The organism is Psychroserpens mesophilus, from assembly GCF_000826645.1.
Lineage (GTDB): Bacteria > Bacteroidota > Bacteroidia > Flavobacteriales > Flavobacteriaceae > Psychroserpens > Psychroserpens mesophilus.
Window position 1 is genome coordinate 423,776 of record NZ_JXJP01000008.1, and the last position, 24,417, is coordinate 448,192.

The following is a 24,417-nucleotide window of genomic DNA, read 5'->3' on the forward strand; positions in this document are numbered from 1 at the left end:
CACTCTTCACAGAGTGGTTTTTTTATTGAGAGCTATGTTAGACTAATCGCCACTCAAGAATTTATTGTATTCCCAGATTTCATCCCATTGATTATCAAATGTATCATCTATGGTATCTAAAAATGTTTCCCATTGATCTTCGCCAAATAATTTTCCGTGTGCATCTTTAAAACTTGGACTGTCCTCAAAAGATTTCCAATCTTTAAAGAAGCGTACAGTTGCGACATGGCGTCCTAAATCACCTTGTAGAAATTGATTGTAATATAATCCCCAAGGATTTACGCCAGACATTGACTTGAACGTTTCACTTGCTTGTTGGTAAACATTATTCATGGTGTAATCATGGGTATCGGAAACTTCAAAATATCTAATAAACATGATAGGATAGATATTATCTGGACCTAACATACTTGTGTTCGATTTTTTATCATCCTGACTCCAATACTCTATCGTATGTATTTCTTTTACATAAGGCATAACATTGTCTCTCCAGTCTGCATCATGACCACCTTTTCCAGGACGACCATCATTATGTTTAAACATCATCGATCCCATTTGCCAGATCATTTTACCAGCATTTGGTCCTGAAACAATATTGTAAACAGTCGCCTTATAAGGTCCTTCCTTATGATAGGTTTCATTGTGTTTACGCATGTTTTCACCTAAAATTTTAAGTTTGGTATAATCTGGAGTGAACATCATGTTTTCCCACATTGCGTAATCTTCAGATTCTTGAGCATTTACAGATGTATAAAATGTAAACACCATTGCTAGCATCATTACAGATGCAAAAGTTTTTTTCAACATAATAATTGTTTTTGTTGGTTAGTAATACTCTTTTTTAAGAGCTCATTTTTAATTAATAGCATATAATAAATGAAGCATTTTACTTGCATTTAAGATTGAGATCAGATTTGAGGCTGGTTTAAAAGTAGATGACTTAAACTCTAAATACAACCAGCTTAGGACGAATGCACCTAAAAAGTGTTCAGAGCCTTGATTATATTTATCGAAGTAATTAAATAACGTAACCTAATTGATAATAACACATTTCACGACATACGTTTCCCGAAATTCTAGGTTTTCGTCAAATTCAAGAAAAAAAAATACGATATTGCAAATCTGATGAGCAGAACTGTTTATTAACCTTTAAATTGATGTTACGATTAAAATTTAGTTTATGACGTTTTCAAAAGACAATAAGGACTCTGAAAAGAAAGTCTCTTTTTCAATACGAGTGAATGATTTTAGAAGGAAAGTCATGTATGGGCTTACTAAAAACATTGGTAAATCAAATATGAAAAAGGCTTTGGCCAGAAAATCTCAGGTTGAAATAAAAAAAATCTTAATCATTAGACCTAATCATAGATTGGGAAATTTATTACTAACTACTCCATTAATTCAAGAGCTTATTGATACATTCCCAAATTCTCAAATAGATATTTTAGTTAAAGGAAATCTGGCTCCTATCTTATATGAAAATTTCACCAATATTACGGATTACATTGTATTACCCAGAAAACCCTTTAAAGAATTAATAACGTATGCCAAAGTCTGGCTAAGTGTAAAATTTAAAACCTACGATTTAGTCATAAATGCAGTAAAGGATTCCTCATCGGGTAAACTGCTAACAGGCTTTGCTAATGCTAAGCTCAAAGTTTTTGACGATATAGACGATGATTATGAGCTAAAAGTACCTGACAGTTTTCACATCGCTAAAAATCCGGTGTATGCATTACGAGTTTATCTTTCAAAATTAGGTTATCCAAAAAATGAGCGACCAATCCCATTATTGGACATGAAATTAGATTCAAATGAAATTGCAGCAGGTAGGGATATCTTAAATAATTTAGTTAAAAACAACGCTAAAACCATTTGCATTTACACCTTTGCTACGGGTTTTAAGTGTCATTCAAAAGAATGGTGGAAGGCATTTTATAGTCAACTAAAAACATCCTTTAGCGATTATAATATTATTGAAGTGCTCCCTATTGAAAACATCTCTCAAATCGATTTTCAGGCTACTTCATACTACAGTAAAGACCTGCGTGAAATGGCTTCAGTTATAGAAAATACGGCTTTATTTATTGGTGCAGATTGTGGTGTCATGCATTTAGCAGCTGCCACTAAAACACCTGTTATCGGATTATTTTCTCAGGGAAAAATTGAAAAATATAAACCTTATGGTAATAGCAATGTGGCTATTGACACCAGTAAAAGAAGTATTGAAGATTGTATTAAAGAAGTAGAAACTATTTTAAACTAGACAAATCAAGATTTATCTTTCTTCTTCAGAAATGAAAAAATATCTTTTTGTAACTGAATTTAATTAAACAAAAAAGTGCATCCAAAAAATAGATGCACCTACAATATTTGTTTATTTAATAATTACCTTTTGTGATAGTTGTTTTGAACCGTTTGAAATGTTAACTACATATATTCCACCGCTTAAACCGGAGACATCCACTCGATTGTTAAGAATTGTAGCATCAAGTATTATTGATAAAACTTTTCTGCCTTGAATATCGTAAAGATTTAATATTGTTGCATCTGATATTTGTCCACTAACCACTAATTCCTTAGAGCTGTTTAAAGCGAAAATATTTAATACCTCTGAGTTATTGCTTATGGTTGACAAAGCATCTTCTGTTGTTCTCAGAAAGAAACGTCCCGTTCCTGATAAAGCTGTTGCAGGTGTAATTACATAATCTCCAGTGTTTAATAATGTTGACGTGTTAGCAACGTCGTCATCTAAATACACATTTACTGAAGCTGGTAAACTCGAATCAATAATAGCAAATGTAATTTGTTCGCCTTGACTGGCATTTACACCTAAAGGAATAGACACATTTGATAAATCTGATGGATTTAAGGTTTGTAATCCAATTGGCTTTCCTGTATTATCCTGCACTAAGTGGGAATAAATACTAAATTCTGGTGCAGTAGCTCCCCAAAGTGCAGCATCATAGCCTTTATCTAAACCTTCACTTGAATTCTCATTAAAATAAAACTCTGTGTTGTAATTATTAAAACTAGAACTTAAACCAAGTTTCAAATAAATCAATTCAGCGTTTCTTCCAGCAATAAAATCATCACTAGCGCCATTTGTTTGCATACTAGGTGTAAATTCCAAATCATAAGCTCCAACATTACTAGCCTTCGCGGCTACAAAAAATCCTTGTCCAGGAGCCATTAAAGGTGTAGTTGAAACATTAGATAAATTAATAATATTATAACCATTTCCATTATATGCGTATATCGCAGCAGATTGATCTACAAATAAATCAAGATTCAAAACACCTGTATCCACAGGATGGTTTAAAAAACTTTGAATGTCTAAATATGAAGGATAAGGGTTGCCTATTAAATTCCACTCTGTATATTGTGAACCACTATCAACAATATTTACACTTACTGGTGTTTGAGCAACTGTACCAGAAAATGCTAATATTTCACCTGTATTTGTTGCAACTCTATAACCCGTACCGCTAGTTAAAATGGCACTTGAATTCAAATCATAATTCTCGAAGTCTCCAGTAGTTTTATCAAAGGGAGCAAAAGCATAAACTGTTGGAGCACCTGCATTACTCAATAAAGCTGTGGCATTAACAGGATCTATAAAACTTGCCCAAGTTTGTCCTGATAGTGGTGGAGAAATTAAATCGTTACCAAGTATATTTGAGTTCACAAATCGTTGGTAAATTACATTACCAGTTATACTAGCTGAGACATTTGGCACTAGGCTTGCAAAACTTGTTGATATTGAGTTTAAAGTAATCTGTGAAGCTGTTAACCCAGCATCAATCGTTAATGAAGCACCAGCTTCAATGGTTACAGTATTTGCCGTTGTAAGCGTATTAAAAATCGCATTTCCATCTGCTATTACGATATCATCACTTGCAGTTGCTAGTCCACTTGGATTACTTGGTGTCCAAGATCCACTAGTGAAGGTATAAGTAACAGGACCTGCAGAACCACCTATTCCTGTGATAACTATATCATCTAACACCATTTGAAAAGGAATAAAATCGGAAAACCTAAGTGTTATCACGTCAATATTTAAAAAAGATCCTGGAGGATCAATTTCATACATAATAGTTTCTGGTCCACTAGCATTAGTAAAGGTTGAATAGGCCAAAACATTGGTGTTAGAAGCTACATCTAGATAATATATTTCAACTTGTAATGCACTAGGACTATTAACTACAAATTCAACTTCTATTGAGTCAAAAGGAGTAGAATCAAATGCTGGACTTATAACTTCAGCAACACCATTGTAGGCATCAACCACTAATTCTTCATTTTGTACACTATAGAAAGCATCAATTGAAAAATCCCAAAAAGGTGGCAATGAAGAAAAAGGGTCATCAAAAGATTCATCAAAAATTTGTCCGTGACTTACAGCAGATATAATTAGGGTAACAAAAAAGAGTAGTTTAGTTTTCATAGAATAAATTTATGGTTAGAAACATTCTAAGATACTTGTAATATTTTTCTTAACAAAATTTGTGCTAAATTTCTTATAACAAATCTATTAGCACATTCAAAAGTCACTATTCATTTTTCTTTTCTTTCTTTTTTAAAAACGAAAAAATCCCTTTCTTCTTTTTCTTTTTATCTTTAGAATCAGCTTCAAACTCACGCTCCTTTTTATCTTTGGTAAAGAGTCGTTTTAGGAATCCGTCACGCTTTTCTGGTTCGCAATCTAAAGCTGCTAAAACCTCATCTGATGGTGTTTCAAACTTAGCCTTAGTCAACGTATCAAATTTAGAATCTGAATTGAGTTGCTTTAAAAATAAAGCCACTGTAGGCAAAGCCGAATGTGCGCCTTGTCCTATAGACGTATTACTAAATCCGATACGATGGTCATCATTGCCAACCCAAGATGCCATGACTAAATCTGGACTAACACCTACAAACCAACCGTCTTTATTATTTTGTGTTGTTCCCGTTTTTCCAGCGATATCGTTAGTTAGTCCATACGTACTTCGCATGCGTTTTGCTGTACCTGAATTAATTGTCGATTTCATCATCTCAATCATTGTTTGTCTAGTCTTTTCAGAAAAGGCTTCAGTGCCAATATATCGATTGGATTGTTCGAAAATAATGTTTCCGGATTTATCTTCAATTTTAGTGATGTAAAACGGTTTAGACACATGACCTTCATTAGCAAAACTGGTATAAGCTCCCACCAATTCTAACATTGAAAATTGCGCAGTTCCTAAAGCCAATGATGGTACGTTTGGTAAATCTGATTGAATTCCCATACGTTTCGCTTGATCGATAACAGCATCTATTCCAACATCCTCAAGCACTTTGACTGCAATCGTATTTACAGATTCACTTAATGCTTTTTCAAATGAAAAATTAAGATGCCGATCAACTTCTTCCTTACTTCCATTGGTTGGCGTCCAATCTTTTTGGTTTGTATAAGTAACTTCTTTAACAGGATAATAGGTACAAGCATCTATACCATTTTCCAGGGCAGCTGTATAAACAATTGGTTTAAATGTAGAACCCACTTGTCGCTTTGAATCTGAAACATGATCAAATTTAAAGCGTTCAAAATTTATACCACCAACATAAGCTTTCACTGCTCCATTTTTAGGATTGACCGCTACAAATCCTGTATTTAAAAATTTCATAGTATGTGTTAAACTATCAATAATTGAAGCATCTGCAACGATATCACCTTCCCATGAAAACAAACTCATTTTAGTTTTTACGCTTAATGAGTCCATAATCTCTTTATCGCTACGTTTTTGTTTTTTCAACTGCTTGTATAGTGGCAACTCTTTAATTCGCTTTTCAATTAGTGAGGTATTAGAAATCCATGGCGCTTTATTACCGTAAGATTTCTCTAACTGAGACTGCAAAGATGCTAAATGCTTTTGCATCGCACTTTCTGCATAGCGTTGCATATCAATATCTAAAGTGGTATGAATTTTCAATCCGTCTTTGTATAAATTATAACTCTCATCGTTAGCTTGAGCCAAACTATCTAAAATCACTTTTACATCCAGTCGCACTTTTTCTCTAAAGTAAGCTGCTGTACCTTCAGCATGATTGAATTTCCTATAGGCTACAACTAAAGGTTGTTCACTTGTTTCAGTTCTTAACTCTTTTGAAATGTATTCGTATTTTTCCATTTGCTGCAATACAACATCGCGTCTTAACTGACTTCGTTCAGGAAATAATCTTGGGTTATAGCTATGAGGTGCTTTTAACGTTCCAACTAAAGTAGCAGATTGCGATACATCTAAATCTTTAGCAGACGTACTAAAAAAACGTTGTGAAGCACTTTCAATTCCGAAGACATTTTCACTGAAAGCCACTGTATTCAAATACATGACTATGATATCTTCTTTGGAATACAAATCTTCAAATCGACTGGCAAGAATCATTTCTTTAGTCTTATTTACTGGCATTGAAAACCAGCCATAGTTACATCTTCCATAGATGTTTTTCGCTAGTTGCTGACTGATAGTACTTCCTCCTCCTGAAGAGTTATCTTGCATTAATATAGATTTGAAAAACACTCGAAAGAGACTTGTATAATCAATACCATTATGCTCATAAAATCTAACATCTTCAGTCGCAATTAAAGCATTTACTAAATGCTTCGGAAGGTCATCATACGCAACAATCTGTCTGTCAAAAATGAAGTATTTGCCTAAAAGTTCTTGATTCGCATCCAGCAAGATACTGGCTTCGGCCTGCTTAATATTTAAAATATCATCTTTAGACGCCAACTTGCCCCAAAGTCCGATATAGACTGAAAGCCAAAACAGAACAATCAATGCAATACCGCTGAAAGACAATTTTAGCAACCATTTTAACCATGGTTTTTGAAGTTTAATGCGCATAAAAAAAGGTTAGTTGTTATATATACGAACGAAAAAAAAGATTCGATGTTTTAATGTGTATATATTTTCCTGATTTTTTTATTATCTTGGAATATAAGTAAATAAACTTCATGGTAAAACTCTACATCATAGGAATTTTCATACTCCTCATTGCTATAATTGCCAATGGTATTATTGCGAGTATCGGACTTAAATCCTGGTATGATTTTATTAATTTACTTAATAATGATGGCTCAAAAGCTTTTAGCAAACTTCAAGTTTTAGATTATTTATGGTTGTTTTTGGGTTACCCATTAGTCTTAGGATGTGGTTACCTAATTGGCTTGAAGTGCTATAACTGGTTTTTCTCCTAGCATATAATTACGTACTTTACATTCATGGAAAAAACAGTATCAGAAGCAATCGCTTATAGGAGATCAACACGAGTTTATAAAGATGAATCTATTGATACCGAAAAAGTAAAGCAATGTTTACATAATGCATCATTAGCACCAACCAGTAGTAACTTACAGTTATGGGAGTTTTATCATATCACTTCAAAAGATATTTTAAAAAAATTAGCAAAGGCTTGTTTTAATCAGAATGCTGCAAAAACTGCTCAGCAATTGGTTGTTGTTGTGACCAGAAAAGATTTATGGCGAAATCGCGCTCAGGCAAATATCAATTTTCTCAACAAAGCATTTGACAAACCCGATTTAGAACCTCGACTGGTCAAACGAAAAAAGCAAGCAACCGATTATTACAACAAACTAATACCGACAATCTATTCAGACTTTTTAGGAATTCTGGGATTTATAAAATACTGGACATTTCAAATTGTTGGATTATTCAGACCTATTTACAGACAAACCAGACAAAGTGATATGCGTATTGTTGCTCATAAAAGTGCTGGACTTGCTGCTCAAAATTTTATGATTAGCATGGCTGCAATTGGCTATGACACTTGCCCAATGGAAGGTAGTGATACATTAAGAGTAAAACAAATTTTAAACCTACCTAGAGGAGCTGAAATAAACATGATTATAGGTTGTGGGATTCGGGATGAGAATGGTATTTACGGACCACGTTTTCGTGTGCCTTTCGAAGAAGTTTATTTTGAAAGATAATTACTTTTCAAAATTCCCAATCCCTTCAGATAACCAATCATAATACTCATCAGCATTTGGAGTGTAACCTACCGGATCAATCAAATTTTCTTCGTTATGATCCATTAACACATAGAAAGGCTGTGTATTGGTCTTATACTTTATGGTTTGCAATTCACTCCATTTTTGACCGATATATCTGAGTTTTTTTCCAGGTTTCAATTTAGAATCTGCGATGTCATCTTCAGACAACTTTCGTTTATCATCAACATATAATGAAATAAGTACGATGTCATTTTTCAAGGTATTTAAAACTCTATCTTTTACCCAAACATTTTGTTCCATCTTACGACAGTTCACACAAGCCCAACCTGTAAAATCAATCATGACAGGTTTTCCTACTTGCTTAGCATAAGCCAAACCTTTATCATAGTCATTAAAAGCAAGAATATCATGTGGTGCCAATAAATGAGCTCCATCAGGTAAATCGGCATGACTACTGGCAAAACCTCCTCCTTTTGAGTTTCCAACGCCATATGGTGATTCACTATAATCTAATGGTGGAGGAAATGCACTAATTAAATTTAAAGGTGCTCCCCAAAGTCCGGGAATCATATAGACTGTAAATGACAAAGTCAATAAACCTAATAACAAGCGTCCAACAGAAATATGTTTTAATGGTGAATCATGTGGCAATTGAATTTTTCCAAATAGATATAATGACAACGCTCCAAAGATGGCAATCCAAATCGCAATAAATACTTCACGTTCTAAGAAGTGTAATTGCAACACCAAATCGGCTTGCGATAAAAATTTAAAAGCAAGAGCCAATTCTAAAAATCCTAATACTACTTTAACTGTATTTAACCAGCCACCTGATTTAGGTAATGAATTTAACCATCCAGGAAAGGCTGCAAACAATGCGAATGGTAATGCTATAGCTGTTGAAAACCCTAACATTCCAATCACAGGAGCGACACCTCCTTTAGAGGCAGCTTCAACTAAAATCGTTCCTACAATTGGTCCTGTACATGAAAATGATACTATGGCAAGAGCCAAAGCCATAAAAAAGATACCTATTAAACCACCTCTATCTGCTTGACGGTCAGCTTTATTTGCCCAAGAATTAGGTAGTACAATTTCAAAAGCACCTAAGAAAGAAATTGCAAAAACTACCAATAGTATGAAGAAAATAATATTGAACCACACATTGGTTGCCAGAGCATTCAACGCGTCAGCACCAAAAATCGCTGTAATTATCGTTCCTAACAGGACATAAATAATAATAATCGATAAGCCATAAATAATAGCATTGCGAATTCCTTTAGCTTTAGACTGACTTTGTTTAATAAAAAAACTTACAGTCATAGGAATCATTGGAAATACACAAGGTGTCAATAAGGCTATAAATCCTGAAAAGAATGCCACTATAAATATCGACCACAACCCTCTGGATTCTCCTTCATCTTCTTGAGGAGGTGATGTTGCTCCTTGCTTTGCTTCTGCACTTTTAGTTAAATCGAAGTTTAAATCGACATAACTTGGCGTTAAACATTTTTCATCATCGCAAGCCATGAAACCAACTTCACCAGTTATAGAAGACATATCGCTTTTACTTAATTTTATATGTTGTCTGAATTCAGCAGAAGTTTTAAAGAACTTAATCTTCATATTAAAGACTTTGTCTTCGACTTCCTTTCCTTCCTCTTCAGATGTTTTTCCAACTAATTCAACACCATCAGGTACGTTATATATGAATTCTGTAGGAATTGGTCCGTCTTCAGGAACCTTTTGCGAGTACAATTTCCAGCCTTTATCTATAGTTGATTTTGAAACCAGAATATATTCAGTATCTGAAATCTTTTCAACAGCAGTTGTCCACTTTACGGGTTCTAGAATTTGAGATACCTCATCTATAGCTCCCATTTGAAATGGGCTATCGTTTTCAGAATCAGCATCTACTTTAATAGCTGATGCCAAATTGAAATTTAAATCTACAAACTGCGGTGGCAAACATTTGCTGTCATCACAAACCATAAATTCAACTTCACCATCAACTATAGATAATTCTTTGTTTAATACTTTTATGCGTTGCCTAAATTCAGCTTTATTTTCAAAAAACTTAATTTTCATTTGAAAAACCGGATCATCAACTGTATGACCTTCTTCTTCCGACGTGACACCTAAAGTTTCAAAATTTGAATTTAAAGTATATGAAAAAGTTGTTGGAATAGGTCCATCTTCAGGAACGTTTTGAGAATATAAATGCCATCCTTTATCAATGGTAGCTGATGCTATTAAATCGTATTCGGTATCTGAAATTTTTTCTACTGAAGCCTTCCATATTACAGGCTCAAACACCTGAGCTTTAACGATATTAGAACATACGATAAAACTACAAAGTATTAATATTAGGTTTTTCATTAGTAATAATTAGGTGTTGAAAGGAGCTAATTTAAAAAAAACCTAGGGATTAATAGAGCGTATTAAGTGATGATTAACAAATATCAATCTTCTCAACATAAAAAAACCGAACATTATGCTCGGTTTATTTATTCAATATTGACTTATTAATTGAAAGTTTCAATTTCAAATCCTTCAAATTTCCATTTTGTAATACCTCCTTCTAGGTCATAAATTTTTACAAATCCAGCTTTTTTAAGTTTTTCAGAACACTTTGCACTGCGACCACCAGACTTACAATATAGAATAACAGGCTTTGTTTTATCTAATTTCGTGATATCTTCATCAAACGTTGGTGAGTTAAAGTCGATATTTTGAGAATTATCAATAAAACCATTTTTGTATTCTTCTGGAGTTCTAACATCTACAATTTGCACATCATCTAATTCTAAAAGTGTTTGCATTTCTTCTGGAGAAATAACTTTAATTTCAGATTGGGTTTCATTTGCACAATTGGTAAGTGATAAGGCAAATAAAAGACTTAAAAAGATTGTGATTTTTTTCATTTTTGATTGATTTATAAAGAGGACACTTCACCTTGCCATTCATTGAAGCCTCCTAATAGGTTGTATGTTTTATTAAAACCGAGTTGATTCATCACTGCACATGCTTGTCCGCTTCTTGCTCCTGCTTTACAATAGATAAAATAGCTCTTTGTTTTATCGAGTTGCTGAACCTCATCAATAAAACCTTGTCCTTTAAAAATATCTATATGAATTGCATTAGGAATAATTCCTTGAGCAACTTCTTCTGGTGTTCTAACGTCTAAAACTAAAGCATTATTATCTGCTTCTAGTTTCGCCTTCCACTCTTGCTGTGTTAAATCTGCCATAATAATTATATAAAATAGTAAGTATCAAAAATCATGCAAATTTAACGTTTCCTTGTGATAAAGACGAAAAAAAATCCGAAGTGTTACACTTCGGATTGTTAAAATGATATATTTTATAACTTATACTTTAATTGAACAGCCTATAGCTCTGGTTTGGGTTTCTTTAATTTCTTTACCTGAAAGTAAGGCATCTACGGCATCTTCAACGTATGTTGTATTTACAGCACTCGCATCTTGGTAATTATCATCAATAGCTCCAATGTATTTCACAATATTACCTTTATTTGTTTTCTGAAGAATATAAACATGAGGTGTTTTAGTGGCACCATACTGCGGATAAATTTTCTGACCTTCATCCATTAAGTAAGGGAAAGTAAATCCTTTAGCTTTAGCTCGAGCTTTCATAGCTTCCATATTATCTCCAGGTTTAACATCAGTATTATTTGGCATAATAGCCACTACTGGGTAACCTTGATCTGCATACTTTTTATTTAAAGCCTCAATGCGATCTTCATAGGCTACGGCATACGGACACGTATTACATGTGAATATAACAATAAACCCTTTAGCAGCTTTAAAATCGGATAAGGAAACAGTCTTACCATCAATGTTTTCAAGTTCAAAATCTGTAGCGACATCACCAATATGATAGCCATGGCCTCCACCAAAAAAGGTAAAAGACGACAAAATAGCAATAGTGAATAATGCAAAAAATGTTTTTAATGTGATTTTCATGTGTTTTTATTATTTAAGAAATTGTTTGACTTCGGTTTCTAATTCGTCATAATTAAATGACTTTTCGTAAAATTTACGTTCATTTTTATTAAAAATAATGGTTGCTGGAATTGCCCCTGTCCAACTTTCATCTACTTTAGGAATCCAGGTGTTAGAATCTACATCGTTTAAAGCAACTACTTTAGATTGTAAATTATTCTTTTCAATATAAGGCTTAAGTTTGCTTTCGTATTTACTCGGAAAATCTAAACTGACTAAAATGACTTCAACTTCATTTGCATATGCCTTATTCAGCTTTTCAAAATATGGTAATTCTTTTACACATGGCGCGCACCAAGTGGCCCAAAAATTAATCACATAGGTTTTATCATCAGTGGTACTTAAAAATTTCTCAAGCCCATTAAAGTCATAAATATCCAGTGTAAATGCAGTGGATTGAGCCTGATTTATTTCTTTCACGGCATCGTTCTTCTCGTCTTTACATGAGAACAGCGACAATAAAACAAAAATTGCGACATACTTCATGTTATAAAGTTATTAATCCTACTATCGCAATGTAAAACTTTAACAAAATATTAAATAAACAATTCAAATTTCGCATTACATTTGTATATACAATTGTTGTACATGAAAGAATTAGAACAACTATTACAAACAAAATCTGAGATTCCGTTAGCCAGAAAAACATTGTTGAACATATTTTATACAAGTATGTTATTTAAAGATGTGCTATCTAATACTCTAAAACCTTTCGACATTTCTGTAGAACAATTCAACGTTCTAAGAATTTTAAGAGGTCAACATCCTAATGCGCTCAATTTGCAAGACATTCAAGAACGAATGATTAGTAAAATGAGCAATACAACACGACTCGTCGACAAATTAATATTGAAAACATATGTAGAACGTTTTACATGTGAAAAAAACAGAAGAAAAGTTGAAATTTTTATTACTGAAGAAGGCTTAAAACTACTTAGCCAATTAGATCCAATAATTAACAAAACAGAGGAAGATTTAATTAATGTTCTATCTCATAATGAATTAGAAACCATTAATAATCTAATAAACAAACTTAGAAGCTAATTTTTCACATCCACCAATCCATTTATAATAATAACCTTTAAATAAACTATGAATACATTGATAGAAAAATTAAAATGGCGTTATGCCACCAAACTATTTGACCGTTCAAAAACTATAAGTTCTGAAGATTTAGAAACTTTGAAAAATGCAATGCAATTGACTGCATCGTCTTATGGTCTGCAACCTTATGAAATTCTAATTATAGACAATAAAGATTTGCGTAGCAAACTTAGAGCTGCCTCTTGGAATCAACCACAAATTGAAGATGCTTCACATATGGTTGTTATTGCTAATATGACCGATTTTGGCGACGAATTAGTAGATAACTACATTGATAATGTAGCTGAAACACGAGGAATGAGTAAAGAAGATTTGAAAGATTATGCACAAATGATGAAATCATCGCTTAAACCATTAACTCAAGAGCAAAAAGCTAGTTGGACTTCAAATCAAGCCTACATTGTGCTTGGTAATTTATTAGCAGCAGCAGCAGAATTAAAAATTGACGCTTGTCCGATGGAAGGCTTTAGCAATGAAGACTACAACACGCTATTAGATCTGAATTCAAAAAAACTTAACGCAGCTGTAGTTATTACTTTAGGCTACCGATCTGATGACGACAAAACACAACATTACAAAAAAGTTAGAACACCTGAAAATAAATTATTTACAACTATATAAACAAAAACAAACAATGAAAAACAACATTTTAAAAACCGGATTTGTCATGATTTTAGCCATGACTATTGCTTCTTTCACAACAGTAGCAGAAAAAAGCGTGAACGTAAAAGACAGTAACATAAGCTGGAAAGGCTACAAAGTAACAGGCTCTCACGAAGGCACTATCACGTTATCAAAAGGAATATTAATGTTCGATGACAACAATAACCTGACAGGTGGGAATTTTACCATGGATATGAGTTCAATTACTGTAACCGACTTAAAAGCTGGTGAAGGAAAAGAAAAATTAGAAGGACACCTAAAGTCTGATGACTTTTTCGGAGTAAACAACCACAAACAAGCCACTTTTTCTATTAATAAAGTTGATGGCAAAAATGGAACATACCGAGTGTATGGCGATTTAACGATTAAAGGAATCACGAAGCCAGCAACTTTTCAAATGATTGTAAAGGACAATATGGCTTCAGCTAGTTTTAAAATTGACAGAACTAAATATGATATTAGATATGGTTCTGCAAGTTTCTTTGACGATTTAAAAGACAAAGCCATTTACGACGAATTTGATCTAAATGTAAACCTAAAGTTTTAACCCTATAACTTGATTAATAGCACATTTAGAACTAAAGATTCCCATTCATTTGGGAATCTTTTTTTTATTTTATAGGAATAAATTTGAATTGTAATAATTCATTTCTATCTTTGAACTTTATAATTATTATGAACATAAATTTAAATCATACTTGGTGGTGGAATTCTCGAAAAGCAATCTTCGTGAACTAATCCTATCGTATATTTAAAACAAAATATCAAAAAGGCTTGTCATTCACGACAAGCCTTTTTTAATTTAAAAAAATGAAAACATTCAGCCTTTATACACATTACAAGAAAATTTTAGCAGACACCATTACGCCTGTCAGTATCTATCTTAAAATTAGAGATAAATATCCAAATAGTATATTGTTAGAAAGTAGTGACTATCATGCTAATGACAATAGTTTTTCTTACATCTGTTTTAATCCAATAGCTTCTATCAAGGTCAACGATGATACCATCGAACAACACTATCCTGATGGAAGCACCAAAAAGAATTACACTGAAAAAGTTTCTGTAACCGACGAGATTCATAAATTCACAAAGCGTTTTAAAGTGAATTCTGATGAAGATTTCAAATTCATAAACAATGGTATATTTGGTTATACAGCTTATGATGCCGTAAAATATTTTGAAGATATTGAGATTAGCAAAAAGCCAAATTCTTTAGAAATTCCTGACATTTATTACGCAGTGTATCAAAATATAATTGCCATCAATCATTTTAAAAATGAGGCCTATATTTTTGCTCACTGCTTTGAAACTGAAAATAATATCGAAGAGATTCTTCAATTAATTAATTCTAAAAACTTTGCTTCTTATACTTTTAAAACAAACTCTAATATTAGTTCTAATCTTACAGATGCTGATTATAAAGATCAAGTTGATTTAGCAAAAAAACACTGTGCTCGAGGTGATGTCTTCCAATTGGTGTTATCAAAAAAATTCTCACAAGGTTTTAAAGGAGATGAATTTAATGTGTATCGCGCTTTACGAAGTATTAATCCGTCACCTTACCTTTTCTATTTTGATTATGGTGATTTTAAAATCTTCGGAAGTTCTCCTGAAGCGCAACTTGTAGTGAATAAAGGACTAGCCGAAATTCACCCAATCGCTGGTACGTTTAAAAGAACTGGAAATGACGAAGAAGATCAAATGCTGGCCAAAAAATTAGCGCAAGATGATAAAGAAAATGCAGAACATGTCATGTTAGTTGACTTAGCTAGAAACGACTTAAGCAGACATGGCAGTCAGGTTAAAGTAGAAACCTACAGAGAGGCACAATTTTTTTCTCACGTGATTCACCTTGTTAGTAAAGTCACAGGAAAAGTTCATAACGACACTCCTACGATGCATGTCGTTGCCGACACATTTCCTGCTGGAACCTTAAGCGGAGCTCCAAAACACAAAGCCATGCAACTCATAGAAAAATATGAGAAGACCAATAGAGCTTTCTATGGAGGCGCAATAGGATTTATGGATTTCGATGGCAATTACAATCATGCCATTATGATACGAACATTTATGAGTAAAAATCACAAATTGCACTGGCAGGCTGGTGCAGGATTAGTGTCAAAATCCAATCCAGAACATGAATTACAAGAAGTGTATAATAAATTAGGTGCTTTAACAAAAGCGATTGAAATGGCTGAAGATATTTAAATTTATGGCGTTACCACAAGGGTCAGGCTTTCAAGGCTCGCTATCAAAGATGAGCTCAAACAAACCTTTCAATCCTTAACGCAAAGCAGAACAAAACAGAAGACTTTGAGTAAAGAATATAGAAAAAACAAATGTCATTCCGCACTTGATGCGGAATCCAACATAAATTAAAACACCTGCTTTCGCAGGCATAAATTATGAAAGTATTAGTAATAGACAACTACGACAGCTTCACTTACAATTTAGTCCATTATTTAGAGGATTTAAACTGCGAAGTAACTGTAAAACGAAACGACAAACTAAGCCTTGAGGAAGTCGATGCTTTTCAAAAAATTGTACTCTCTCCTGGACCAGGAATTCCTGATGAAGCCGGACTTTTAAAAGCCATCATCAAACGGTATGCACCAACCAAAAGTATTTTAGGTGTTTGTCTTGGCCAACAAGCTATTGGAGAAGTTTTTGGAGGTTCACTCGTTAATCTTGAAGAGGTATTTCATGGCGTAGCAACACCTGTTGAAATTACGGTAGATGATGAACCTTTATTCAAAAACATGGATAAAACCATTAGCGTTGGTCGCTACCATTCATGGGTTGTTGACGCAAATTTACCAGAAGTATTAGAAGCTACGTCTTTCGATAATAACGGACAAGTCATGTCGTTAAGACATCGGTTTTACGATGTGAAAGGTGTGCAATACCATCCTGAATCGGTATTGACACCAAACGGAAAACAAATTTTAGAAAATTGGGTGAATAGCTAACACTATAATTCCGCACTTGATGCGGATCTATTAAAAATGAAGTTAAATTAAAAAGATTTCTGCCTTCACAGAAATAGAATATGAAACAAATACTCAACAGATTAATAAACCAAGAAAGCATCTCAAGTGAAGAAGCAAAACGTGTCCTGGTTGATATTTCAGATGGCAAATTCAATCAAAGCCAAATTGCTTCGTTCTTAACCATTTTCATGATGAGAAGTATCACTTTAGAAGAACTGCAAGGCTTTCGAGATGCGTTGTTAGAACTTTGCATTCCTGTAGATTTATCAGATTTTAATGCTATTGATTTATGTGGAACAGGAGGCGACGGAAAAGACACCTTTAATATTTCAACATTAGCATCTTTCGTAACTGCAGGAGCAGGAATTAAAGTCGCAAAACATGGTAATTATGGCGTTTCCTCTTCATCAGGTTCATCCAATGTTATGGAAGCTTTGGGCGTAAAATTTACGAATGATGTAGATAAATTAAAACAAACCATTGATAAAGCTGGCATTTGTGTCATGCACGCACCTTTATTTCATCCTGCCATGAAAAACGTTGCGCCTATCAGAAAAGAATTAGGGGTCAAAACTTTTTTCAACATGTTGGGTCCAATGGTGAATCCATCATTCCCTAAAAATCAAATGGTTGGTGTGTTTAATCTAGAATTACAGCGCATTTATGGTTACCTCTATCAAAACACAGATAAAAATTACAGTATTGTACACGCCTTAGATGGTTATGATGAAATTTCGCTCACAGGAAATACAAAAATCATTTCCAATACTACGGAAACCATGCTAAATCCGTCAGACCTCAACGTTCGTCAAATTGAGCAATCACAAATATTTGGTGGTTCAACAATTGATGAAGCAGCAAAAATTTTCAAAACTATTATAGATGGTAAAGGAACTGAAGCACAAAACAATGTGGTTTGTGCCAATGCAGGATTAGCGATTGCAACAGTAAATACGATTTCGCATCAAGACGGATTTCAATTAGCTAAAGAAAGTCTTGAAAGTGGAAAAGCCAAAGTAAGCTTAGAGAAATTAATTGAATTAAGTAAATAAGGAACGTCATGCTGAACTCGTTTATTCATAATTATCTATTTTAAATTAAGGTATTCGTGAATCTTTGATTACAGCATCACACAAAAAATGAGAACCTGAAACAAGTTCAGGTTGACGACAAATGAACATATTAGATAAAATAGTAAATGACAAACGCGTTGAAGTTAATCTTCGGAAACAACTCATTCCTGTGGAACAATTGGAGCAATCGGTTTTGTTTGAACGTCAAACGGTTTCGCTAGCAAAAAGATTACGTGAAAGCAATACAGGAATTATCGCTGAACACAAACGTCGCTCACCATCAAAGCAAGTTATCAATCATAATTTGAATGTATTTGATGTTGCTAAAGGTTATGAGAATGCAGGAGTTTGTGGTATGTCTATTCTTACTGATGGAAAATATTTCGGTGGAAGCTTAGACGATTTATTAACAGCGCGTTCAAGTTGCAAGTTACCTTTGCTACGAAAAGAGTTTATAATAGATGACTATCAAATCCTGGAAGCCAAAGCTTTTGGAGCTGATGCAATTTTGTTAATAGCAGCCATTCTAACTAGGGATGAGATTAAACAATTTTCAGAGTTTGCCAAGCAATTACATTTAGATGTATTACTTGAAGTTCATAATGAAAAAGAATTGCATAAATCGATAATGCCAAGTATAGATATGCTAGGTGTCAATAATAGAAATCTGAAAACATTTGAAGTCAGTTTAGATACGAGCAAGCAATTAAGCGAATTGATTCCAAACGATTTTGTAAAAGTTTCAGAAAGTGGCATTAGCAATAGTGAAGCCATCAACATATTACAACCTTATGGTTATAAAGGGTTTTTAATTGGTGAAAATTTCATGAAAACTGTTAATCCAGGAGAAAGTGCTTCTCAATTTATAAAAGACTTACTATCATGAAACTGAAAGTCTGCGGAATGAAATATAAAGACAATATCATTGAAGTCGCAAAGCTACAACCTGATTATTTAGGCTTTATATTCTATGAAAAATCAAGTCGTTATTTTGAAGGAATCATTCCAGATGTGCCAAAATCTATAAAAAAAGTTGGTGTGTTCGTAAATGCTTCAATTGAGTACATTTTAGAAAAAATCATAACTCACAACTTGCAACTGGTTCAACTCCATGGTAATGAAGCTCCTGAGTATTGTAATAAACTTCGAGTTCGTCATTCCGAATTTATTTCGGAATCTCATCATGAGATTCTGAATCAAGTTCAGAATAACACAGAAAAAAAACCTATCAAACCTAATACCATAGAGATCATTAAAGTATTTAGCATCAAAGATGATTTTGATTTTTCAAAATTAGAACCTTACGAAGGCGTTTGTGACTACTTTTTATTTGACACCAATGGCAAACTTCCAGGTGGAAATGGATTGACATTTAACTGGGACGTTTTTAATGATTATACATCTACCAAACCTTTCTTCTTAAGTGGAGGCATTGGTTTGGATGAAATTGAAAATTTAAAAGGATTTAAAAATGTAGTTGCTTCAAAATACTGCCATACCATTGATGTGAACAGTAAATTTGAAATTGAAGCTGGATTAAAAAATATTGAAACATTAGAAGAATTTAAAAAGCAGTTAGCAAAAATGGATAAGAATGAAATTTAAAATTAGCCAAAACTCATGTCCTAAATCTATTCGTAGAATTGAAACTTGAAATGCAAAAATAATGAGATGCTTCGACTGCGCTCAGAATGACAACATATGAAAAAGACTTACAACATCAACAAGAAAGGCTACTATGGCGAATTTGGAGGTGCATACATTCCAGAAATGCTTTATCCAAACGTAGAAGAATTACGACAAAACTATTTAAAGATAATGGCTGAACCTTCATTTAAAGAAGAATTTGACCACTTATTAAAAGACTATGTTGGTCGTCCTTCTCCACTCTATTTTGCAAAACGATTGAGTGAAAAATACAACACAAAAATCTATCTCAAACGTGAGGATTTAAATCATACTGGAGCACATAAAGTCAATAACACCATCGGACAAATTTTAATGGCACAACGATTAGGTAAAACCAGAATCATTGCCGAAACTGGAGCTGGTCAACATGGTGTGGCGACAGCGACTGTTTGTGCATTAATGGGATTAAAGTGTATTGTATATATGGGAGAAATTGATATCGCTCGTCAAGCACCTAATGTAGCTCGTATGAAAATGTTAGGTGCAGAAGTTCGTCCAGCTTTATCAGGAAGTCGAACGCTTAAAGATGCTACTAATGAAGCCATTCGTGATTGGATCAATAATCCGGTAGACACCCATTACATCATAGGTAGCGTGGTTGGCCCTCATCCTTATCCTGATATGGTTGCTCGTTTTCAAGCGATCGTTTCAGAAGAAATTCAATGGCAACTTAAAGATAAAGAAGGTACAACAAAACCAGATTATGTGATTGCTTGTGTTGGTGGCGGAAGCAATGCTGCAGGTGCATTTTATCATTATCTCGACGATACAGATGTAAAACTCATTGCTGTTGAAGCTGCCGGTAAAGGCATTCATTCTGGTGAAAGTGCTGCTACTTCCGTGTTAGGAAAAGAAGGTATCATTCACGGAAGCAAAACCTTACTGATGCAAACTAATGACGGACAAATTACTGAGCCGTATTCTATTTCTGCTGGTTTAGATTATCCTGGTGTTGGTCCAATGCATGCCCATTTGTACACTTCTGGTCGTGCAGAATTTATCTCGATTACAGATGATGAAGCGATGACTGCTGGTTTAGAACTTAGTCAATTGGAAGGGATTATACCTGCCATCGAAACATCGCATTCACTGGCCATTTTCAATCAGAAAAAATTTAAAGAAAATGATATCGTAGTCATCAATTTATCTGGTCGTGGTGATAAAGATTTACAAAACTATATCGATTATTTTAAATTGTAGAATTATGGCGTTACCACAAGGGTCAGGCTTTCAAGGCTCGCTATCGAAGATGAGCTCAAACAAACCTTTCAATCCTTAACGCAAAACACAAATAATGTGACCCTGAAACAAGTTCAGGTTGACGACAAGGATAAGTATGAACAGAATACAACAAAAACTAAAAGAAGACAAAAAACTGCTGTCCATATATTTTTCAGCAGGATATCCTAATTTAAATGATACGGTTTCTATCATTCAAAATCTCGAAAAAAGTGGCGTCGATATGATAGAAATCGGATTGCCTTTTAGTGATCCTTTAGCCGATGGGCCAACCATTCAGGCAAGTTCTACGCAAGCTCTAAAAAATGGAATGACTACCGAAATTCTTTTTAATCAGTTAAAAGACATTCGTAAATCGGTTTCTATACCATTGATCATTATGGGCTATTTTAATCCGATTCTACAATATGGCGTTGAAGCATTTTGTAAAACATGTCAGGAGATAGGTATCGACGGACTCATAATTCCGGATTTACCAGTTGATGTTTACAACGAACAATACAAAGCGACCTTTGAAAAACACGGATTAATCAATGTGTTTTTAATTACGCCTCAAACCTCAGTTGATCGTATTAACTTTATTGATTCTATTTCCAACGGTTTTATATATATGGTAAGTTCTGCTAGTGTTACTGGTAGTAATTCAGGATTTGGAGATGAGCAAACAGCATATTTTAAACGCATTTCAGATATGCATCTTAAAAACCCTCAAATTGTTGGCTTTGGGATTTCAAACAATGAAACGTTTACTCAAGCCACACAACATGCAAAAGGTGCCATTATAGGTAGCGCTTTTATTAAACACTTATCACAATTTGGTGTTTCCAAAATTTCAGACTTTGTAAATACTATTTTAAGATAGTTTAACAAGCTAAGGTTTAGTATTAACAGGTTCTTGTGACATAAGCTATACAGTTTTTATTATATTCTATTGAATCAATAAAACAATAATAAATTATGGGAATGATAAAAGATAGAAAGAAATTTAACACCACAGTGGAACAAACAAATCCTACAAATCCAAAAGGATATTCTAAAAATGAAACAAACGATTTTGATATCGAAAAAAAGACAATAAAGAAACAGCAAAATAAAACTATTAGCTAATTGCCAAATTAAACCATTTTCTCAAGCCTATTCATTACTTTTGAATAGGTTTTTATTTATGAATTTACTCAACAACTTTAAACTTATTGTCGTCTTGTGCTTAACATTAGGCTTAGCACCATTTTTTCCAGAGCCTCATGTTTGGGGAAAATTAAAATGGATTGCTGGAGGCGCAACCGGAATGCAACTAATGGATTGGTTTGATGCTCTATTTCACGGTTTCCCATGGTTATTACTTATTCGTATAATTGTTATAAAATTCTTCAGTAAAAATGGCGCTTAATATCGTTCTGTTTGAACCAGAAATTCCTAATAATACTGGTAATATTGGCCGACTAGCTCTGGCTTCAGGATCTAAGCTTCATTTAGTAAAACCCTTTGGTTTCGAATTAAGTGATCGTAGATTAAAACGTGCAGGATTGGATTATTGGCAGTATTTAGATGTTGCCATGTACGATTCGGTTGAAGAGTTTTTCAGCATTCACCATGATAAAACATTTGCATTTTTCTCAAGTCATGGACGCAAATCGCACTGGGAGATTCCATTTGAAAAAAATTTGTTTCTTATCTTCGGAAAAGAATCGGTTGGATTATCTAAAGACATAATTGAAAGAAATAAAAATCAACTTTATAAAATTCCTTTGCTTAGTAATCATGTTAGAAGCCTGAATCTAGCAAATGCTGTAGGTATAGTTGTTTACGAAGGCTTACGACAACTTAATAATGAACAGTTTTTATGAACAAAGAATCTTTAAGGAAATTTTGGTATAGTTTATCGCCTAAATACCGCTTTACAATAAGACGGTTGTATTATTTTCCAGCTGATTTACGAGATAAAATTCAAGGTAAGCGTCATAAATATGTACCACCTAGAGGTTCAATCTATACAGGATCTCCAGCTAATGCTGAAGCTTACATAGATCAAGGCAGACGTCAACTCCAACTATTAAAGCAACACATCAATTTAAAACCAGATGATGCGATTTTAGATATTGGCAGTGGTATCGGTAGAACTGCAATTGCGTTAACCGAATATTTAAAACCACAAGGTAGTTATACAGGTTTTGATGTCGTTAAGCTTGGTGTGGATTGGTGTAATTCAAAAATTGGTAAAGACCATCCTAACTTTCAATTTGAGTACATTCCACTATTCAATGATTTATATAATACATCAGATTTAAAAGCTGAAGAATTTGTGTTTCCTTACAATGAAGACGCTTTTGATAAAGTATTTTCTTTTTCAGTATTCACGCATATGCAAATTGATGAAATACAGAATTATTTTAAAGAAACATACAGAGTTCTTCGCAAAGATGGCCTCGCCTTTTCAACATTTTTTCTATATGATGATCACAACGAAAATTATATCAGTACAGACAATAAATTCAAATTTCCAATTAAAAAAAATGGTTTTCGCTTAATGAATGATGATGTAAAATCTGGAAATATAGCTATACATAAAGCAACCTTAAAAGCTATGCTAGCTAAAGAAAATCTTGAAGCTGTAACTATTATTGATGGCTTCTGGAAAAACAAAAGCAACTATTCAAAAATGGCTAGTTATCAAGATGTAGTTGTTTTTAGAAAGATCTAACTTTCTTATATCAAAAGTCTTACTTTATTCAATATCTTTAAGAAATAACAATTAAAATATGAGAAACTTAGTATTAATAGTATTAGTGGTTACTTCATTTGCTACTGCTCAAAGTAAAGTTATTGAAAGCTTAACGATGACTAGTAAATTACTTAATACTCAAATTAAATATTCAGTGTATTTACCCGAAAATTATGAGAAATCTAATCAAAATTTTCCAGTTGTTTATTTGTTGAATGGCCTATTTGGAAACGAGACTGATTGGATTAAACAAGGGGATTTAAAACAAATCACAGATAGTCTTATTAAACGTGATGAAATAATTCCAATGGTCATCATTATGCCTGATGGTGACGATCGGCTTTACATGAACAAAGAAGACGAAACATATCCTTACGAAGACATGATTATTACAGAATTTATACCTTTTGTTGAGCAGAAATACCGAATTAAAAGTGAAAAGAAATTTAGAGCTATTAGTGGGTTATCCATGGGAGGCGCTGGAAGTCTGAGATTGGCTCTAAAATATGATTCATTGTTTGGAGCTTGTGCAGGTTTCAGTTCAGGCATCTCAACTGAAGAGGAAATTTTATCAGAAGATCAAGAAAGCTTTGATAGCTATTTTGGAAGAATTTCACCCTCTGCCATTGGCTCAAAAGGGAATGACAGGCTAACTCCTGCTGTTAAGGCGTATGATGTACTTCGTCTTGTAAATTCTAAAGATCCAGACCGACTTAAAACAGTTCATATCTACTTCGATTGTGGTGATGATGATTTTTTAACCATTGGAAATTCGCAATTACATATCGACTTAACAAAAAAAGCAATTCCGCATGAGTTTCGTATGAGAGATGGAAATCATGATTGGGAGTTTTGGCGAGAATCGCTACCATCAGGATTACTATTTATAAGCCAAACTATGCTCAATTAATAAA

26 protein-coding genes are annotated in these 24,417 nt (G+C 33.5%); 18 read left to right on the top strand and 8 right to left on the bottom strand.

The annotated features are described in order from the left end of the window. Positions 1-42: 42 nt before the first annotated feature. The gene (locus TD18_RS16690; RefSeq protein ID WP_152611349.1) at positions 43-807 is read right to left on the bottom strand and encodes a hypothetical protein; all 765 of its coding nucleotides are present in this window, start codon (positions 805-807) and stop codon (positions 43-45) included. Between the two features lie 373 nt (positions 808-1,180). On the opposite strand from TD18_RS16690, the gene TD18_RS09270 reads away from it, so the two are divergent. Next, a complete protein-coding gene (locus tag TD18_RS09270) occupies positions 1,181-2,266 on the top strand; it encodes a glycosyltransferase family 9 protein (protein WP_152611350.1) in 1,086 nt (361 codons plus the stop codon). Between the two features lie 111 nt (positions 2,267-2,377). Here TD18_RS09270 and TD18_RS09275 read toward each other — a convergent pair whose 3' ends face one another. Continuing rightward, entirely contained in the window at positions 2,378-4,447 is a 2,070-nt protein-coding gene (locus tag TD18_RS09275; protein ID WP_040251567.1) for a T9SS type A sorting domain-containing protein, read from the bottom strand. Positions 4,448-4,553: 106 nt separating this feature from the next. Continuing rightward, positions 4,554-6,866 carry a transglycosylase domain-containing protein gene (locus TD18_RS09280; protein ID WP_040251569.1) on the bottom strand — a complete coding sequence of 771 codons (2,313 nt, stop codon included), beginning with the start codon at positions 6,864-6,866 and terminating at the stop codon, positions 4,554-4,556. A 110-nt stretch (positions 6,867-6,976) separates the two neighbouring features. Between TD18_RS09280 and TD18_RS09285 the strand changes: the two genes are divergently transcribed. Both TD18_RS09285 and TD18_RS09290 read left to right on the top strand, forming a co-directional pair. Next, a complete protein-coding gene (locus tag TD18_RS09285; protein WP_040251573.1) occupies positions 6,977-7,219 on the top strand; it encodes a DUF7672 family protein in 243 nt (80 codons plus the stop codon). Between the two features lie 24 nt (positions 7,220-7,243). Further along, entirely contained in the window at positions 7,244-7,972 is a 729-nt protein-coding gene (locus TD18_RS09290; RefSeq protein WP_040251575.1) for a nitroreductase family protein, read from the top strand. Here the strand turns inward: TD18_RS09290 and TD18_RS09295 are convergent, their stop codons facing one another. The 5 genes from TD18_RS09295 to TD18_RS17120 all read right to left on the bottom strand — a co-directional run bounded on the left by TD18_RS09295 (position 7,973) and on the right by TD18_RS17120 (position 12,506). After that, the gene (locus TD18_RS09295) at positions 7,973-10,375 is read right to left on the bottom strand and encodes a protein-disulfide reductase DsbD family protein (RefSeq protein ID WP_084205892.1); all 2,403 of its coding nucleotides are present in this window, start codon (positions 10,373-10,375) and stop codon (positions 7,973-7,975) included. It abuts the gene before it with no gap. 146 nt (positions 10,376-10,521) lie between these two features. Then, positions 10,522-10,920 carry a rhodanese-like domain-containing protein gene (locus tag TD18_RS09300; RefSeq protein ID WP_040251577.1) on the bottom strand — a complete coding sequence of 133 codons (399 nt, stop codon included), beginning with the start codon at positions 10,918-10,920 and terminating at the stop codon, positions 10,522-10,524. Positions 10,921-10,931: 11 nt separating this feature from the next. Next, positions 10,932-11,246 (bottom strand): rhodanese-like domain-containing protein, encoded by a 315-nt coding sequence (locus TD18_RS09305; protein ID WP_040251578.1) that lies wholly within the window; start codon positions 11,244-11,246, stop codon positions 10,932-10,934. Between the two features lie 120 nt (positions 11,247-11,366). Continuing rightward, positions 11,367-11,981, bottom strand: a complete 615-nt coding sequence (locus TD18_RS17115; RefSeq protein ID WP_040251581.1) for a thioredoxin family protein — start codon at positions 11,979-11,981, stop codon at positions 11,367-11,369. Positions 11,982-11,990: 9 nt separating this feature from the next. Beyond that, on the bottom strand, positions 11,991-12,506 hold the full coding sequence (locus TD18_RS17120) for a TlpA family protein disulfide reductase (protein WP_040251583.1): 516 nt from the start codon (positions 12,504-12,506) through the stop codon (positions 11,991-11,993). A 102-nt stretch (positions 12,507-12,608) separates the two neighbouring features. Between TD18_RS17120 and TD18_RS09320 the strand changes: the two genes are divergently transcribed. The 15 genes from TD18_RS09320 (at position 12,609) to TD18_RS09385 (ending at position 24,413) form a co-directional block, all read left to right on the top strand. Beyond that, positions 12,609-13,064 (top strand): MarR family winged helix-turn-helix transcriptional regulator, encoded by a 456-nt coding sequence (locus TD18_RS09320; RefSeq protein WP_040251584.1) that lies wholly within the window; start codon positions 12,609-12,611, stop codon positions 13,062-13,064. A 48-nt stretch (positions 13,065-13,112) separates the two neighbouring features. Continuing rightward, positions 13,113-13,745, top strand: a complete 633-nt coding sequence (locus tag TD18_RS09325; protein ID WP_040251586.1) for an NAD(P)H-dependent oxidoreductase — start codon at positions 13,113-13,115, stop codon at positions 13,743-13,745. Between the two features lie 13 nt (positions 13,746-13,758). After that, positions 13,759-14,334, top strand: coding sequence for a YceI family protein (locus tag TD18_RS09330; protein WP_040251588.1), 576 nt, complete (start codon positions 13,759-13,761; stop codon positions 14,332-14,334). 263 nt (positions 14,335-14,597) lie between these two features. Beyond that, a complete protein-coding gene (locus tag TD18_RS09335; RefSeq protein WP_040251590.1) occupies positions 14,598-15,998 on the top strand; it encodes an anthranilate synthase component I family protein in 1,401 nt (466 codons plus the stop codon). Positions 15,999-16,192: 194 nt separating this feature from the next. Continuing rightward, on the top strand, positions 16,193-16,759 hold the full coding sequence (locus TD18_RS09340; protein ID WP_040251593.1) for an anthranilate synthase component II: 567 nt from the start codon (positions 16,193-16,195) through the stop codon (positions 16,757-16,759). Positions 16,760-16,839: 80 nt separating this feature from the next. Continuing rightward, positions 16,840-17,832, top strand: coding sequence for an anthranilate phosphoribosyltransferase (trpD, locus tag TD18_RS09345; protein ID WP_040251597.1), 993 nt, complete (start codon positions 16,840-16,842; stop codon positions 17,830-17,832). 121 nt (positions 17,833-17,953) lie between these two features. Continuing rightward, complete coding sequence (gene trpC, locus TD18_RS09350; protein ID WP_040251600.1) at positions 17,954-18,739, top strand: indole-3-glycerol phosphate synthase TrpC; 786 nt, start codon at positions 17,954-17,956, stop codon at positions 18,737-18,739. Further along, positions 18,736-19,458: a phosphoribosylanthranilate isomerase gene (locus TD18_RS09355; protein WP_040251604.1), complete on the top strand. Its 723-nt coding sequence runs from the start codon at positions 18,736-18,738 to the stop codon at positions 19,456-19,458. The genes trpC and TD18_RS09355 overlap by 4 nt, the downstream gene beginning before the upstream one ends. Before the next feature lie 96 nt (positions 19,459-19,554). Then, positions 19,555-20,742, top strand: a complete 1,188-nt coding sequence (trpB, locus tag TD18_RS09360; RefSeq protein WP_040251607.1) for a tryptophan synthase subunit beta — start codon at positions 19,555-19,557, stop codon at positions 20,740-20,742. Positions 20,743-20,878: 136 nt separating this feature from the next. After that, complete coding sequence (gene trpA / locus TD18_RS09365) at positions 20,879-21,643, top strand: tryptophan synthase subunit alpha (protein ID WP_040251610.1); 765 nt, start codon at positions 20,879-20,881, stop codon at positions 21,641-21,643. A 101-nt stretch (positions 21,644-21,744) separates the two neighbouring features. Further along, positions 21,745-21,888 carry a hypothetical protein gene (locus TD18_RS17330; RefSeq protein ID WP_162483191.1) on the top strand — a complete coding sequence of 48 codons (144 nt, stop codon included), beginning with the start codon at positions 21,745-21,747 and terminating at the stop codon, positions 21,886-21,888. Between the two features lie 58 nt (positions 21,889-21,946). Then, entirely contained in the window at positions 21,947-22,171 is a 225-nt protein-coding gene (locus tag TD18_RS09370; RefSeq protein ID WP_040251613.1) for a hypothetical protein, read from the top strand. Further along, complete coding sequence (locus TD18_RS09375; RefSeq protein WP_040251616.1) at positions 22,161-22,628, top strand: tRNA (cytidine(34)-2'-O)-methyltransferase; 468 nt, start codon at positions 22,161-22,163, stop codon at positions 22,626-22,628. The genes TD18_RS09370 and TD18_RS09375 overlap by 11 nt, the downstream gene beginning before the upstream one ends. After that, positions 22,625-23,482, top strand: a complete 858-nt coding sequence (locus TD18_RS09380; RefSeq protein WP_040251619.1) for a class I SAM-dependent methyltransferase — start codon at positions 22,625-22,627, stop codon at positions 23,480-23,482. Before TD18_RS09375 ends, TD18_RS09380 begins: the two co-directional genes overlap by 4 nt. Positions 23,483-23,540: 58 nt before the next feature. Further along, a complete protein-coding gene (locus TD18_RS09385) occupies positions 23,541-24,413 on the top strand; it encodes an alpha/beta hydrolase (protein ID WP_040251623.1) in 873 nt (290 codons plus the stop codon). The last annotated feature ends 4 nt before the right edge of the window (positions 24,414-24,417 follow it).